At 37.5% G+C, this 15,326-nt stretch carries 14 protein-coding genes; 9 read left to right on the top strand and 5 right to left on the bottom strand.

Annotated features, from left to right (window positions below; genetic code table 11):
* From DBU79_RS00270 to DBU79_RS00235, 8 genes are read left to right on the top strand one after another with little or no spacing between them, the layout of a single operon-like run.
* On the top strand, positions 1-1,344 hold the full coding sequence (locus DBU79_RS00270) for a UDP-N-acetylmuramoyl-L-alanyl-D-glutamate--2,6-diaminopimelate ligase (protein ID WP_154411174.1): 1,344 nt from the start codon (positions 1-3) through the stop codon (positions 1,342-1,344).
* A gap of 3 nt (positions 1,345-1,347) precedes the next feature.
* The gene (gene tal, locus DBU79_RS00265; protein WP_154411173.1) at positions 1,348-2,298 is read left to right on the top strand and encodes a transaldolase; all 951 of its coding nucleotides are present in this window, start codon (positions 1,348-1,350) and stop codon (positions 2,296-2,298) included.
* A 54-nt stretch (positions 2,299-2,352) separates the two neighbouring features.
* Positions 2,353-2,889, top strand: a complete 537-nt coding sequence (locus DBU79_RS00260; protein WP_000889347.1) for a 50S ribosomal protein L25/general stress protein Ctc — start codon at positions 2,353-2,355, stop codon at positions 2,887-2,889.
* 9 nt (positions 2,890-2,898) lie between these two features.
* Positions 2,899-3,459 (top strand): aminoacyl-tRNA hydrolase, encoded by a 561-nt coding sequence (gene pth, locus DBU79_RS00255; protein ID WP_154411172.1) that lies wholly within the window; start codon positions 2,899-2,901, stop codon positions 3,457-3,459.
* Between the two features lie 9 nt (positions 3,460-3,468).
* Positions 3,469-4,536, top strand: coding sequence for an LptF/LptG family permease (locus DBU79_RS00250; protein WP_154411171.1), 1,068 nt, complete (start codon positions 3,469-3,471; stop codon positions 4,534-4,536).
* A 56-nt stretch (positions 4,537-4,592) separates the two neighbouring features.
* Positions 4,593-5,594, top strand: coding sequence for a DNA adenine methylase (locus tag DBU79_RS00245; protein WP_154411170.1), 1,002 nt, complete (start codon positions 4,593-4,595; stop codon positions 5,592-5,594).
* Positions 5,591-6,490, top strand: a complete 900-nt coding sequence (locus tag DBU79_RS00240) for a Dam family site-specific DNA-(adenine-N6)-methyltransferase (RefSeq protein ID WP_154411169.1) — start codon at positions 5,591-5,593, stop codon at positions 6,488-6,490. Before DBU79_RS00245 ends, DBU79_RS00240 begins: the two co-directional genes overlap by 4 nt.
* Positions 6,491-6,496: 6 nt before the next feature.
* The gene (locus DBU79_RS00235; RefSeq protein WP_154411168.1) at positions 6,497-8,113 is read left to right on the top strand and encodes an AlwI family type II restriction endonuclease; all 1,617 of its coding nucleotides are present in this window, start codon (positions 6,497-6,499) and stop codon (positions 8,111-8,113) included.
* A gap of 54 nt (positions 8,114-8,167) precedes the next feature.
* Here the strand turns inward: DBU79_RS00235 and DBU79_RS00230 are convergent, their stop codons facing one another.
* Complete coding sequence (locus DBU79_RS00230; protein WP_195834206.1) at positions 8,168-9,331, bottom strand: outer membrane protein; 1,164 nt, start codon at positions 9,329-9,331, stop codon at positions 8,168-8,170.
* A gap of 181 nt (positions 9,332-9,512) precedes the next feature.
* Between DBU79_RS00230 and DBU79_RS00225 the strand changes: the two genes are divergently transcribed.
* Positions 9,513-9,950, top strand: a complete 438-nt coding sequence (locus DBU79_RS00225; RefSeq protein ID WP_154411166.1) for a CopD family copper resistance protein — start codon at positions 9,513-9,515, stop codon at positions 9,948-9,950.
* On the opposite strand, the gene DBU79_RS00220 is transcribed toward DBU79_RS00225, so the two are convergent.
* From DBU79_RS00220 to gltS, 4 genes are read right to left on the bottom strand one after another with little or no spacing between them, the layout of a single operon-like run.
* A complete protein-coding gene (locus DBU79_RS00220) occupies positions 9,947-12,313 on the bottom strand; it encodes a heavy metal translocating P-type ATPase (RefSeq protein WP_154411165.1) in 2,367 nt (788 codons plus the stop codon). The genes DBU79_RS00225 and DBU79_RS00220 overlap by 4 nt on opposite strands.
* Positions 12,314-12,337: 24 nt before the next feature.
* Entirely contained in the window at positions 12,338-13,054 is a 717-nt protein-coding gene (locus tag DBU79_RS00215) for a tRNA1(Val) (adenine(37)-N6)-methyltransferase (protein WP_154411164.1), read from the bottom strand.
* Positions 13,036-14,070, bottom strand: coding sequence for a dihydrofolate reductase family protein (locus DBU79_RS00210; protein ID WP_154411163.1), 1,035 nt, complete (start codon positions 14,068-14,070; stop codon positions 13,036-13,038). The genes DBU79_RS00215 and DBU79_RS00210 overlap by 19 nt, the downstream gene beginning before the upstream one ends.
* On the bottom strand, positions 14,067-15,293 hold the full coding sequence (gene gltS / locus DBU79_RS00205) for a sodium/glutamate symporter (protein ID WP_154411162.1): 1,227 nt from the start codon (positions 15,291-15,293) through the stop codon (positions 14,067-14,069). The genes DBU79_RS00210 and gltS overlap by 4 nt, the downstream gene beginning before the upstream one ends.
* Positions 15,294-15,326 lie beyond the last annotated feature (33 nt).

Genomic DNA, 15,326 nt, shown 5'->3' with positions numbered 1-15,326 from the left:
ATGAAGCTTAAAAAAACCCTGACTTATCGCAACCACACCTATTCTTTTTTAAGCGATAACACGAATGAAGTTTTAGAAAACCCCAAAGAAATCCTTTTTGTCAAAACGCCTTTAAATGAAAAATACTCTCCTTTAATTGCAGAAAAAAACCTAGCTATTTTAGATTTTAACGAGCTTAAAAACTACTTTGATTTTAAGATTAAAATTGTAGGGATTACTGGCACTAATGGTAAAACGACCACAGCGAGCTTGATGTATTCCTTGCTCTTAGATTTGAATAAAAAGACCGCTCTTTTAGGCACAAGAGGGTTTTTTATCAACGACAAACGAATCAAAGAAAAGGGCTTGACCACGCCCACTCTTTTAGAGCTTTATAGCGATTTAGAAGAAGCGATGCGTTTAAAGTGTGAATACTTTATTATGGAAGTGAGCTCCCATGCGATTGTCCAAAAGCGCATTGCCGGGCTTGATTTTGCCCTTAAAATCCTCACCAATATCACAAGCGATCATTTAGATTTCCACAAAAGCATAGAAAATTACAAAGACGCTAAAAACAGCTTTTTTAAAGATGAGGGCTTGAAAGTGATTAACAGAGATGAAACAAACGCCCTTTTTAACCCCATTAATGCGCACACTTACGGGCTGGATAAAAAAGCGCATTTAAACATTCAAGCCTTTTCGCTCACCCCCTCCATTAGCGCGTCTTTATGCTACCAACAAGATTTAAGAAATCCTAATCTCAAAGAAATCGCCCTTATGCATTCCCCCCTTTTAGGGCGTTACAACCTTTATAATATCTTAGCGGGCGTTTTAGGGGTCAAATTACTCACCCAATTACCGCTAGAAGCGATTGCGCCATTATTAGAAAACTTTTATGGGGTTAAGGGGCGTTTGGAAATTTTGCATTCTAAACCTTTAGTGATCGTGGATTTTGCCCACACCATAGACGGCATGCAACAAGTTTTTGAAAGCTTTAAAAACCAAAAAATCACCGCTCTTTTTGGAGCAGGGGGCGATAGGGACAAGACCAAGCGCCCTAAAATGGGAGAGGTAGCGAGTTATTACGCTCATAAAATCGTCTTGACTTCAGACAACCCCAGAAGTGAAAACGAAGAAGACATTATTAAGGATATTTTAAAAGGCATCAGCGATTCTTCTAAAGTGGTTGTAGAAAAAGACCGAAAAAAAGCCATTTTAAACGCTTTAGAAAATTTAAAAGACGATGAGGTGTTATTGATCTTAGGCAAGGGTGATGAAAGCACTCAAATCTTTAAAGACAAAACGATTTTTTTTAGCGACCAGGAAGTCGTTAAAAGCTATTACCAACATTTAAAACAAGGATAAAACATGCAAGAATTCAGTTTGTGGTGCGATTTTATAGAAAGGGATTTTTTAGAAAACGGCTTTTTAAAGCTCATTAATAAGGGGGCTATTTGCGGGGCGACGAGTAACCCTAGTTTGTTTTGCGAAGCGATCACAAAAAGCGCGTTTTATAAAGATGAAATCGCTAAACTCAAAGGCAAGAAAGCTAAAGAAATTTATGAAACTTTAGCGCTAAAGGATATTTTACAAGCCTCTAGCGCGTTGATGCCTTTATATGAAAAAGACCCTAACAATGGCTACATTAGCCTAGAAATTGACCCTTTTTTAGAAGATGATGCCCCTAAAAGCATTGATGAAGCCAAGCGCTTATTCAAAACATTAAACCGCCCTAATGTGATGATTAAAGTCCCGGCGAGCGAGAGCGGGCTTGAAGTCATTAGCGCTTTGACTAAAGCCTCTATTCCTGTTAATGTAACTTTAGTTTTTTCGCCTAAAATTGCCGGTGAAATCGCTCAAATCTTAGCCAAAGAAACGCAAAAAAGAGCGGTCATTAGCGTGTTTGTCTCACGATTTGACAAAGAAATAGACCCATTAGTGGCGCAAAATTTGCAAGCTCAAAGCGGGATTATGAACGCTACCGAGTGCTATTATCAAATCAGTCAGCATGCTAATACGCTAATAAGCACCCTTTTTGCATCCACCGGCGTTAAGTCTAGCGCTTTAGCTAAAGATTATTACATTAAAGCACTGTGTTTTAAAAACTCTATCAACACAGCCCCATTAGAGGCTTTAAACGCTTATTTGCTTGACCCAAACACCGAGTATCAAACCCCTTTAAAGATTACAGAAATTGAAGCGTTTAAAAAAGAATTAAAAACGCACAACATTGATTTAGAAAACACCGCTCAAAAACTCCTTAAAGAAGGCTTGATAGCGTTCAAACAATCCTTTGAAAAGCTTTTAAGCAGTTTTTGATTTTTAAGGGTTTTTTGGATAAGATAAGCCCTTATTTTATTTTAAAGGATTGACATGTTAGAAGGCGTTATTAGAGAGAGTATTACTAAAGCTAACGCTAAAGCTTTAAAAAAAGATGGCTATCTAATCGCAAATGTTTATGGAAAGGGTGTTGAAAACGTGAATTGCGCGTTCAAATTAAACCCTTTCATCAAATACCTTAAGGAAAAAAAGCATTTGATTTTTCCGGTGAAATTAGGGGATAAGACTTTTGAAGTCGTGGTTCAAGAATACCAAAAAAACCCTGTTACTAACGAGCTTATCCATGTGGATTTGCTCGCTGTTACTAAAGGCGTGAAGTCTAAGTTTAAAGTCCCTGTCAAACACCAAGGCACTCCGGTGGGCTTGAAAAATAAAGGGATTTTGATGCTCTCTAAAAAGCGTATCAGCGTGGAATGCGCTCCAGAGCATTTGCCCGATCACTATTTAGTGGATGTAGCCCCTTTAGACGTGAATGAGTCTATTTTGGTGCGCGATTTAGAAAAACACGAAAATGTGAAGATCTTAGATCATGATTCTATCGCTGTGATCGGTGTGATTAAAGCGAAGTGATTTGAAGTTATGACGCTTTTAGTGGGTTTAGGCAACCCTACTTTGCGTTACGCCCACACCAGACACAACGCTGGTTTTGATATTTTAGATTCGCTCGTTAGCGAGTTGGATCTTTCTTTCACTTTTTCTTCCAAACACAACGCTTATTTGTGCGTTTATAAGGATTTTATCTTACTCAAGCCCCAAACTTACATGAATTTAAGCGGCGAGAGCGTTTTAAACGCTAAAAATTTTTACAAACCCAAAGAGCTTTTAATCGTCCATGACGACTTGGATCTACCTTTAGGCGTTGTGAGGTTTAAAAAGGGTGGGGGGAATGGGGGGCATAATGGCTTAAAATCCATTGATTTATTGTGTTCAAATTCTTATTACCGCTTGAGGGTGGGGATTTCTAAAGGGATTGGTGTGATTGAGCATGTGCTTTCAAAATTCCACAAAAACGAAGAGCCTTTAAAAAACGCTGCGTTTGAACATGCCAAAAACGCCCTAAAATTTTTTATAGAAAGCCATGATTTTAACGCCATGCAAAATCGTTTCACGCTTAAAAAACCTTTAAAAATAGAAAGTTAGGGGTTTAAAGTGCGTTTATTTAGATTTGTGGGGTGGTATTATTTCAAATACTTTTTAATCGTGCTTTTAGCTTTGGAATTGTTTTTTGTAGGCATTGACAGCCTGAAATACGCCGATAAAATGCCCGATTCTGCGAACATGATTATCTTATTTTTCACCTATGATATTTTATTCGCGCTCAATTACACCTTACCCATTTCCTTACTTTTGGCGATGGTTTTATTTTATATCACCTTCATTAAATCCAACCAATACACCGCCCTGCTCTCCATTGGCTTTTCCAAATGCCAGATTTTAAGCCCTATTTTTTTGATTAGCTTGTTTTTCACGGCTGTTTATGTGGGGTTGAACGCCACTCCTTTTGTGTATATGGAAGAAAAAACGCAAAATTTAATCTACAAAGACAATTCTTTGAGCGTTTCAGAGCATTTGTTAGTGAAATACAACGATGATTATGTGTATTTTGATAAGATTAACCCCTTATTGCAAAAAGCCCAAAACATCAAGGTTTTTCGCCTGAAAGATAAGACTTTGGAATCTTATGCTGAAGCTAAAGAAGCTTTTTTTGAAGACAAATATTGGATTTTGCATGACACTACTATCTATGAGATGCCCTTAAGTTTTGAACTGGGTGCAAACGCTTTAAACGCCACGCGTTTAGAAACCTTTAAAACGCTCAAAAATTTCCGCCCTAAAGTTTTAGACACCATTTATCAAAACAAGCCTGCGGTTTCTATCACAGACGCTCTTTTTTCCTTGCATGCTCTAATGCGCCAAAACGCCGACACGAAAAAAGTGCGCTCGTTTTTGTATGTGTTTGCGATTTTGCCCTTTTTTGTGCCGTTTTTAAGCGTTTTAATCGCTTATTTTTCGCCCAGTCTCGCCCGCTATGAAAACCTGGCTCTTTTAGGACTAAAGTTTATCATTATCACGCTCGTTGTTTGGGGGCTATTCTTTGCTTTAGGGAAGTTCAGCATTTCAGGGATACTCATTCCTGAAATAGGCGTGCTCTCGCCCTTTTTCGTATTCTTAGCCCTCAGTCTTTGGTATTTTAAAAAGCTTAATAAGAGATTGTGATTTTTTAATCTTATATGTTACTAAGTGGTTTTATTCTCCTGGTTTAAAGGTGGCTAGTGGAAAAATTTAATCTAAAAAACCGCCGGTATATCGGCTCAAAAACCAAGCTTATAGAGTGGGTATTTGGGAATTTAAAATTAAACAATATCAAAAGCGTGTGTGATATTTTTGCCGGAAGTGGGGTAGTGGCTGGTCAATTTGCCACTATTCCTAATGTTAAAAACATTATTATAAATGATATTTTATTTTCTAATGAAGTCATTTATCATGCTTTTTTTATGGGGCAAGACGCTGATTTTAAAGCGCTTGAAGAACTGAAAGAATACTTTAATCAAGCTTTAAAGCTAGAAGAAAATTATTTTAGCCAACATTTTAGCAACAAGTTTTTCAGCTATAAAGATTGTGTCAAAATCGGTAGCATTAGAGAGCATATAGAAAGCTTAAACTTAGATAAATTAAATAAAGATATTTTATTAACAAGCCTGATTTATTCAATGGATAAGATAGCTAACACGGTAGGGCATTATGAAGCTTATAGGAAAAAAGAGATTTTGCAAGATAGATTTATTTTTGAGCTTATTAGCCCTATAAAACATGATAAAAATATCATGATAGAGAGAAAAAACGCTAACGAATTGGCTAAAACCTTAAAAATAGACTTAGTCTTTATTGATCCTCCATACAATTCAAGGCAATACAGCCGGTTTTATCATCTCTATGAAAACCTAGTGCAGTGGAAAAAACCCAAACTCTATGGAACAGCTTTAAAGCCATCATGCGAGAACATGAGCGAATATTGCCGCTCTAATGCCAAGAAAGAATTGAGCGATTTAATTGAAAAACTAGATTGTAAAAGGATTGCTTTAACTTATAATAATACCTATAACTCTAAGTCTAGCTCTTCGCAAAATAAAATAGGCTTTAAAGATTTAGTGGAAATTTTGAGTCAAAAAGGAAAATTAAGCGTTAAAGAAAAGGCTCATAGTTTTTTTAATTCAGGAAAAACTGATTTTAAAGAGCATAAAGAATTTTTATTTATAGTGGAAGTGAAACCTTGAAAAAAGGCATTCGTTCTCCCTTTTTCTATGTAGGGGATAAATATAAACTCATGCCACAACTCAATAAGCTATTCCCAAATAACATTAATCAATTTATTGAGCCTTTTGTGGGTGGGGGTAGCGTGTTTTTAAACACTAAGGCTAAGAGATACTTAGCTAATGACATAGATACTAATATTATCAATTTACATAAAACTTTAAGCAAGTTCAATGCTTGTGAGCTTTTTGATGAATTGTCTAAAATTATCATTCATTATGGCTTGTCTTTCTCTTTTAAGGGGATTATGGCCCCTGATGAATTAAAAAAACAATATATAAAAACTTACTACGCCAAATACAATAAAATAGCTTATGAAAAACTAAGGGCTGATTTTAACTCCAATCAAAACAACATGCTTTATTTGTATTTGCTTTTAATTTATGGATTTAATCACATGATTAGATTTAATTCTAAAGGGCTTTTTAATTTACCTGTGGGTAATGTGGATTTCAATGAAAATGTTTATAATGCCCTAAAAAACTACATAGATTTTATACAGCAAAACACCATTATTTTTCACAATGATGATTATATTGATTTTCTTAACCACACCACTTATTTAAAAGATGATTATGTTTATTTTGACCCCCCTTATTTAATCTCCAATAGTGAATACAACAAGTTATGGGATAGCGATAATGAGATAGCCTTATATGGTGTTTTAGATAGCCTAGATAAAAAGGGAGTTTTATTTGGTATAACTAATCTTATTTATCACAAGGGAGAGACTAATTTTATTTTAAAAGAATGGGCTAAAAAATATTATATTTTTAATATCAAAAGTAATTATATCAGTTATAATGACAATACTATTAAAGAAGATAGTCAAGAAATCTTTGTAACTAATTATAGGTGATTAATTATGACTAAAAAACCGGCACGAAAAATTTTAAGCTTTTCAACCACCATGCGAAACCCTAAAAGAATAGGACAATTTTTAGCTGTTTTAGGAAAGTTTGAAAATCAAATCCTTAAATCTTCAATAATCATGCAAATTATCAAATCCGTTTTGGCTCATAGGCTTTATAGACCTACTTCTCTCAATCAAAATAAAGAATTGAAAGAAAAATTTGACTCCAATGAATATGTCTTTAGCGATGAAGAGTTAGAACGCATTATAGAAATATCCCCACAAAATCATAAAGAAATGGGCTTTGAGCATGGATGGGAAAGCCGGTTTGACACTTGGTATAAGCTTATGTGTGAGTTTGGTTTTTGCTACTATGCAAAATATGAGAAAATACTCATCAGCGATAGCGCTAAGATGCTTATTCTTGCTTATTACAATAAAGAAAACGATGCTTTTAAAGAAAGCGTTGATGAAAGCGTAGTTGGGGCTATATTTTTAAACGCTCTGTCTAAATATGAAGTAGGAAACCCTTACAAAAAGAATTTAAACCATAACAACCCTTTCAAACTATTGCTCTCGCTTTTAAAACGACTCAAAAATGCCCATCTAACCCCCCTATCTGTCAAAGAAATCCCTATTTTACTTTGTTGGAAAGACGATAACGCTAATGGGCTTTATGACTACATTATTCGTTTAAGACAAGAAATCGTTACTATCAATAAAACAGAATTCAGCTACTCAGATGAATTTATCTATGAAAAATGCCTAAAACTTTTAGAAAGTGTTAATAAAACACGATTTAAAATGAGCCAAATCACTAACGAAGCCGTTGATGAATACATTAGAAAAATGCGTATTACAGGACTTATTTCATTGCGTGGTAATGGTAGGTTTATTGATATTAATACTAATGAAAATAATAAAATAGATTACATTTTACAAACCCATAAGGCTTTTAAAGGGGATTATTTAAACGACACTCAAGCTAACAAACTCGCCTTTTTTAACTACATGGCGATCGTGGATAGCTTTCTTGTTAGTGTTACTCCAATCAGCGCTAATGAGAGCGTTAAATCAAGCAAATTGAATGAACTAGCAAACACTTATACTAAAGATTTTATCAAGCAAGAATTACTCATTACTTGTAACAAGCAAGAATCAAAAGATAGTTTTTTAAGACTCATTGATAAACCTTTACGCTTAGAATTTTTAAGCGCTATTTTCTTGAAACAACATTTTGAAAATTTAAGCGTGATACCCAATTATAAAAGCGATGATGAAGGCTTGCCCGTATACACAGCAAGCGGTAATAAACCTGATATTGTAGCTATGGACACAAAAGCCCAAAGTTATATAGAAGTGAGCTTGATTAGAGACAGAAGTCAAAGTACCTTGGAAATGATACCTATTGCCAGACATTTAAAAGAATTGATTAAAAATAGCACCGATATTAGAGAAAAATTTAGTGTTTTTGTAGCTCCAAATATCCATGATGATGCCAAAGAATATGCGGAATTTGCCCAATTCAAAGACAATATTAATATATGTTGTTATGCTATTAATGATTTTATCAAAAAAGTAGAAAACAGCATAGAATGGTTACAGATCAATGACCATTTGAAAGCTTAAAGCGTCAAGCTTTCATCTCTAAGCTATAAGTCTTGCCTAAAAACCCTACCAAACTTAAAAAGTATAAACGTAGCGCAAATACATAGAATACTGACGGCGTAAGGTTTGGGTCAAGCTGAAATTGGTTTCTGATCCGGTGATAGTGGTTGGCTTGCCATCTTTTAGCGGGCCTTGGCTTTGCTCTTTGATAGTGGTAGAACCTTTGAAAAAGTAATTAGGGAGCGTGGGGATTTTGATACCAAATTCAATGCCATGGTGTTCAAAGATATTAGTTCTAATGCCCACATTCACTAAAAATTGGAAAATCGTGTTATTCACTTTAGCGTTTAATTTTCCTGTGGTATAGACGCTATTAGGGTTAATCCCCACATTACAACTCGCCGGCGTCGTGTCCCCGCATGTGATTGTGCCATCAGCGTTAGTCATGTAAGCGTCAGCGTCCGTATTGACGCCATAAACATACCCGTCCTTAAAATACCCCACACGATTGTTAGTCCAAGTGTTACCCGCAAAATTCACGCCTAGAAAAAACCCGGCTGTGGCTTTAGGCTTGTCTATAATGTTAAAAAGCATGTCTGTGCCAAAACCATAAGTATACATGTCCGCTTTTTGATCGCTCAAATAAAAAGGCGATATAGCGTTAGCGGCTCTGGAGTTAGAGAAATTGGTATGCCCATAATCAAAAAAGCCATAATAGCGCAACCCAAACCACCTTTTTTTGCCGATAAAATGCTTGTAACCTGTCATCACGCCTAGCCCATACATCGGCTGGTTACGGCCAGGAATGTTTTTATTGGTGCTTAGCATGGTGCGAGAAGTCCAATTGACCACGCAGTTAGCTTTAGTATAGCCTGGCGTTCCTGGCGTCCCTGAAGCTGGCTGACAGCCACCGGTCTGCCCGTCAGGAACTTTGCCATCATCATTAGCCGAAACATCGCCAAAAGGCACTTGAAACAACTCGCCGTTTTTATAAGCGTTGGTCTTTTGATCAGCCCTACCCACTTCCAAGCTAATCCCCACAAACGCGCCATTCTTTTCATGAGCATTTAAGGGGTTTGTCAGCCATAACGAACTCAAAAGAGTGCCTAAAATTACCGAGCCTTTTTTAGAAATATCTAAAGATTGAGCTATCAAAACAGATTCCTTACGATTAAAATTTTTACAAGCCATTTTGCAACCTTGCATTCTATTTTTCTTCTTTGTCATAAAATTGAGCATCACTCTCTAGGGTCTCCGCTTAAGTGTTACTTTTTTAATTATTTTATTATAGCTAATTGCAATCTTAAAAGTCAAACAAAAACCACCCCTAAAATTCCCATAATAGTGGGATACTTGACAATAAAACCCTTTTATAGTAGATTAAAAACTCTTTAATTTTCCCATGAATAAAGGATTTTAAATGGATGCGATTTATCCTTATGTGTTGGTTGTTCATTTATTGTGCGCCATTATTTTTATTGGCTACTTGTTTTTTGATGGGGTAATTTTCCCTAATGTGAAGAAAATGTTTGGCGAAGAGTTTGCCAATAAAGCGAATACAGGAATCACTCAAAGAGCGATCAAAATCATGCCCTTATGCGTTTTAGGGCTTGTTTTAACAGGGGGCATGATGCTTAGTCAATACATGGGGGGCGATAAAGGCTGGTGTGAAACCCCTTTTCAAAAGATACTCATGCTTAAAGTGATCTTAGCGTTAAGCATTTTTCTTTTGGTGCTTTTTTCTTTGTCGTGTAAGTTTTTGGGTAAGAAAAACCCTATTGGTAAATATATCCACCCTATCACTCTAACTTTTGGCTTTTTAATCGCCATTTTAGCCAAAACGATGTGGTTTGTTTAAGAGCGTTTCAATCTCAAAGAATTTAAAACCACTAAGAGCGAGCTAGCACTCATGCTCAAACTCGCTATTAGAGGGTTGATGTATCCTAACATAGCGACTGGGATTAAAATAGCGTTATAGATTAAGCTCAAAACAATGTTTTGCAACACCACTTGATAGACTTTTTGAGCGTTATGAAACGCTTTTTCTAGCAAACTCAAATCCTCTTCTAAAAGCAAAATATCGCATGCGCTTTTACTCAAAGCGCTTTTTTCAAACCCTAAAGAAACGCTCGCTTGTTTTAAGGCTAGCGCGTCATTATTGCCATCGCCTACCATCGCGCACACGCCCTGATAAGAGCTGACGATTTGAGCCTTATCTTCAGGGGTCAGATTGGCATGATATTTAGAAATCCCTAATTTTTTCGCGCACTCCTTAACCGAGCTTTCATTATCCCCGCTTAAAATTTCTAATTCTAAGCCTTTATTTTGTAAAGCCTGAATAACTTCTTTAGCGTTAGCTTTCAAACGCTCTTCTAAAATGAATAACGCGCATAAGGTCTTGTTTTTCGCAAAGCCTACCATGATATTAGTGCTCTCTTTAGCCTTTATACCAACCCCCATAGCGTTTAAAAATTTCAAGCTCCCCACTAGCAAAGTTTCGTTTTGATAGCTCGCTTTTAAGCCATGAGCGAAAAACTCTATCTTTTCTAGATTAACCTCATCGCCATGTAATAATTTAAGAATCGCACTATGGGCTAAATGCTCCCTAGTTTTTAAAAGGCTCTTTAAAAGCCTTTCATCAAATTCTTCATAAATGATTTTTTCTTTTAAAAGGACTTCTTTTTGCGTGAGGGTGCCGGTTTTGTCTATAAAGATTTTTTTCACTTTAGCCAAGGTTTCTAAAAACAACGCTTCTTTAAACACGATCAAAGGGTTTTTAAACACCCCTATCACTAACGCAATGGGCGTAGCTAAAGCGAACGCGCAAGGGCAGCTTATGACTAACACGCTAATACACACCATTAAGGCTTTTTCAAAATTACCCCCCAAACCAAATTGCCATAATAGAAAGCTCACAAAGGCTAAAAACAACACCGCTTTAGAAAAAATATCCGCAATTTGATTCGCACTGCTCTCAATTAAGGGCTTTTCTAAAAAACTTTTTTTTAAAGTTTCTAACAAACTAGAAAGGCGTGAGTTTTGAAAAGTCGCGCTCACTTGATAGCTAAAAGGCACGCCCACATTCACATAACCCCCTAAGATTGGATCATTAACCCCCAATTCCAAAGGCTTAAACTCCCCGCTGATCAAAGACGCATCCACGCTCGCGCTATTTAAAAGCACGCCATCTAAAGCGATTTTAGCCCCGCTTGGCACCCAAACAACAGAGCCTATCGCCACATCTTTAGGGTGTTTTTCTATCTGCTTGTCCTTTTCTACAATAATCACGCTATGGATTTCATGCGATTCTAGGGCCAGACATTTTTCATTCGCAAACAGCCTGGCCTTTAATTCCAAAAACTTAGAGCCAAAAACAAGCGTTAAAATCGTGCTGCTCGCTTCAAAGTAAGTTTCTTGAGACACCAACATGGCATAAAGGGAATAAACAAACGCCGATAACGCTCCAAAAGACACGCTCAAATCCATGCCCAAAACGCCATTTTTTAGCCCATAAAACGCCCCCTTAATGAAAAAACGCCCCACCACCACCAACACCAACAAGCTTAAAAAGAGCGACACGAGATCCAAATTCCTTTGCATGAGTTTATCCATGCCACCGCCATAATTCGCGCCACCATAACTTGCACTACCATAACTCGCATACTTGGCAATGGCGATAAACATCAAATTCATGGTGGCAAAAAACCCCACGCTTAAAGTGAGCAAGTAGGAGCGCTGTTCTTTTTGGGCTTTTAGAGCGTAATTTTTTGCGTTATAGATTTTAGCCCCATAGCCCAAGCTCTCAATCTTTTGAATAATCTCTTTAGGGTTTAAGGACTTCTCAAACACGATTTGTAAGTGGTGGGTGGTGAAATTCACGCTCACTTTTTTAACCCCCTTTAAGCGCTCTAAAACCTTTTGATTGAGCCACAAGCAAGCGTTGCAATGCGTTTTTTCTAGCAAAAGATTAAGGATTAATTCGCCCTTATTGTTTTCTTCAAGGGCTTGTTCTAATTCCAAAGCGCTCATTGAATCTTGGGGCGTTACGGGGGCTAAAGTGGAATCGTTTAATTTGTCATAAAAACTCTCTAAATTCAAATCCAATAATAACGCATACACCCTAGCGCACCCCGTGCAGCAAAAATACAATTCCTTATGGTTGATCACCTCTTTAAAAAGCTCACTTTCTTTAAACTCCAACTGGCAATGCGAACATTTCATTTTTTAATCCTTAATTTAAGGGCGCTAATTGAGAAGCACTTTGATAGAATAAGTGTTACAAATTTGATAGATGCTTAAAACTTCTTTGGTGTTGTCGCTTTGATTTTTGGAATTGTGCGTGATTAAAGAGGGCAGAACTTTTAGAGCGCTTTTGGAATTATTCCTGGCCGCTCCAAGCATCAAATGGGCGTTTTTGTCTTTAAAACTTTGGACAAACCTTAAAGTCTCTAGCGTGAGCTTAACGCTTTTTAAGCTCTCTACCACCAAGCAAAGCGACAAAGCTTCATAGCAAAAAATAAAATACCCTTTAGGTTTCAGGCATTTTTTCACTTTAGCCGCTAAAGAAGCGAAGTCTAATTCGCTCTGGTGTTTCGCATGCCCTTTAATTTGAGATTTAATAGAGCCTAAAGCATAAAAAGGAGGGTTGCACACGATCGCATCATACAAAATCGGAGGGTTGAAATCTAAAAAATCGCCCTCAAACACTTGAGCGTTAGGGAATTTAAGGGCGTTTTTTTGGGAGCAAAACGCCATTTTGCTATCCTTTTCCACTAAATGAACGCTCGCTAGCGGGTTGTCTCTAGCACAGAGCAAGCCTAGAACCCCACACCCTGAGCCTATGTCTAAAATCGCGCCGCTATTTTTGATAAAAGGGCGTGAAAAATCGTATAAAAAAAGCGAATCGCTATTGTAAGAATAAGCGTTTAAGGGCTGGTATAATCTTAAGAGTTTTCTATCCATAAAAGGGCTTCATTTTCTAAGATTTGCGCATGCAACAACCGCCCCTTAAAAGGAGTTTTTAAAGCGAGCGTATTAAACGCTTCACTAATCATAGACGCATGCGAATGCAAAAGCAGCGCATCTATTTTATCCCTCAAACTCTCAAACAATCCCCACCCCCCTTCAATAAAATTAAACCCTTTCTCTAGGGGTAAATCTTTAGGGTTGTTGAAAATATTAACCAAACGATTGGGCGCAGAAAAAACTTTTGAATGGGGGCTAATTGAGTGCTTGGATAAAATAGCGATATTGGGGTTTTTATTGCGATAAAAGCTATCGCAAAAGCGAGCGTCTAATAAGGGGTTGTCCGTTCTTATGGTTTTCCCAGAAACAATAAGCGTGTCGCATATTGCTCGCTGGTTGTGCGTAAAAACAACGCTTTTTTGCCCGGTGATCTTGCCATGATGATAATCCCCATTCATCCTTAAAGCGAGTTTGAACAAATTAAAACGCCCCTTTTGTTCCATTATCCTAAAAGGCAAGAGCAAGTCTTTAGCCTTGTTTTCCAAACTCTCACAAACCACCCCATCAATGCGAGCTTTTTGTAGCCTTGCTAAACCCCCTTTTTTAGCTTCGTTTTCTTCTGTGGCAATGACCACTCTTTTAGGTTTTAAAATTTCTAACAACCCGCTGCAAGCCGGGGTTTTGCCATAAGAATTGCATGGCTCTAAGGTGATTAAAAAAACGCAGTCTTTAAAAGCGTTGTTGTGGTGCGTTTTTAAAAAATCGCTTAAAGTTTTAGGGTCTTCTAATTTTTCTAAATCGTTTTTCAAACCGGGGCGTAAAATCTTTAACGCTGACTTAGCGGCTAAGACTTCTGCATGCGGGGTTTTGGCTTTTTTGTGGGTTTCTAAACTCAAGATTTCATGGTTTTTATCTAACACCATGCAAGCCACGCTTGGGTTTTCTAGGGCTAGGGTTTGATGCTCCCATGCCTTATTCAAGCAAATTTCTAATAAACTCTCATAAAGTCTCATGATGGGAAAAAAGGCAAGAGTAAAAAGCCTTTAATCGCTAAAGCGTTAATAATATCAACAAAAAACGCTCCCACTAAAGGCACGACGATAAACGCTACATGCGATGGCCCGTAGTGGTTGGTGATGGTTTGCATATTCACCATAGCCGTTGGGGTCGCTCCAAGCCCAAAACCGCAATGCCCCGCGCACAACACCGCCGCATCATAATCCTTCCCACACACCCTAAAGGTTACAAGCACCACATAAAGGATCATAACCGCCACTTGAACGCTCAAAATAACCGCTAGAGGCACAGCGAGTTTTAACAATTCCAATAAATTCACGCTCATTAAAGCGTAGGCTAAAAACAGACTCAAACTCACATTCCCTATGACTGAAACCTCTCTGTCAAACACGCTATGGATTTTAAAAAACGACAAAGTGTTTCTTAAAATAACCCCTACAAACAAGCACCACACAAAAGTCGGTAAAGTGAAGCTTTTAGGCATCAAATGCGATAAAAAAGTCCCCACCAATAAAGCGATCGCAATTAAAGCTAAAGTTTCTACAAAACTGGATGCGGTGATTAGGCGCTGCTCTTTAGGGGTTTCAAAGCCTTTAGACACCACGCCCTCTAAAGTATCTTTTTCTTTAGTGTCTTTAGGTTCTAGTTTGTATTTTGAGATCAAATATTTAGCGACAGGCCCTCCAATAATCCCCCCACTCACCAAGCCAAAAGTCGCGCACGCCATGCCCACTTCCAAGCTGGAGCTAAAATTATAAGGCGCTTGGGTGAAAAAATTAGCCCATGCCGCGCTAGTGCCATGCCCTCCCACTAAAGCGATAGACCCCCCTAAAAGCCCCATTAAAGGATTGACCCCTAAAAGGCTAGCGATAGAAATCCCCACTGCATTTTGACACACCACAAACCCCGCCACAGCCAGCAAAAAAACCGCAAGCATTTTCCCGCCTTTTTGCAAAGATTTGAAATCCGCACTCAAACCAATGGTGATAAAAAAAGTCAGCATTAAAGGATCTTTTAAAGAAGAATCAAATTGCAAGCCAAAATTGTAAAACTGACGTGCTAACATGATGAAAAAAGCGACTAAAACCCCGCCCACAACAGGCTCTGGAATATCATAATCGCGCAAAAACTTGACTTTAGAAATCACATAACGCCCCAAAAGCAGCACTAAAACCATGCACACCAAAGTGGCATAAATATCCAACTTAATTTCTTGCAAGCTTGCATCCTTATTAATCAAATTTATCTTATT

Source organism: Helicobacter pylori (assembly GCF_009689985.1).
Classification (GTDB): domain Bacteria; phylum Campylobacterota; class Campylobacteria; order Campylobacterales; family Helicobacteraceae; genus Helicobacter; species Helicobacter pylori_CG.
The sequence above is the reverse complement of the archived record's forward strand: the minus strand, read 5'-3'. Positions and strand labels throughout refer to the sequence as shown.

What these genes read in the sequence shown, in the direction of transcription:
- DBU79_RS00270 (WP_154411174.1), top strand. Translation starts at nt 1, where the DNA reads ATGAAGCTTAAAAAAACCCTGACTTATCGCAACCACACCTATTCTTTT.
- tal (WP_154411173.1), top strand. Translation starts at nt 1,348, where the DNA reads ATGCAAGAATTCAGTTTGTGGTGCGATTTTATAGAAAGGGATTTTTTA.
- DBU79_RS00260 (WP_000889347.1), top strand. Translation starts at nt 2,353, where the DNA reads ATGTTAGAAGGCGTTATTAGAGAGAGTATTACTAAAGCTAACGCTAAA.
- pth (WP_154411172.1), top strand. Translation starts at nt 2,899, where the DNA reads ATGACGCTTTTAGTGGGTTTAGGCAACCCTACTTTGCGTTACGCCCAC.
- DBU79_RS00235 (WP_154411168.1), top strand. Translation starts at nt 6,497, where the DNA reads ATGACTAAAAAACCGGCACGAAAAATTTTAAGCTTTTCAACCACCATG.
- DBU79_RS00230 (WP_195834206.1), bottom strand. Translation starts at nt 9,331, where the DNA reads ATGCTCAATTTTATGACAAAGAAGAAAAATAGAATGCAAGGTTGCAAA.
- DBU79_RS00225 (WP_154411166.1), top strand. Translation starts at nt 9,513, where the DNA reads ATGGATGCGATTTATCCTTATGTGTTGGTTGTTCATTTATTGTGCGCC.
- DBU79_RS00220 (WP_154411165.1), bottom strand. Translation starts at nt 12,313, where the DNA reads ATGAAATGTTCGCATTGCCAGTTGGAGTTTAAAGAAAGTGAGCTTTTT.
- DBU79_RS00215 (WP_154411164.1), bottom strand. Translation starts at nt 13,054, where the DNA reads ATGGATAGAAAACTCTTAAGATTATACCAGCCCTTAAACGCTTATTCT.
- DBU79_RS00210 (WP_154411163.1), bottom strand. Translation starts at nt 14,070, where the DNA reads ATGAGACTTTATGAGAGTTTATTAGAAATTTGCTTGAATAAGGCATGG.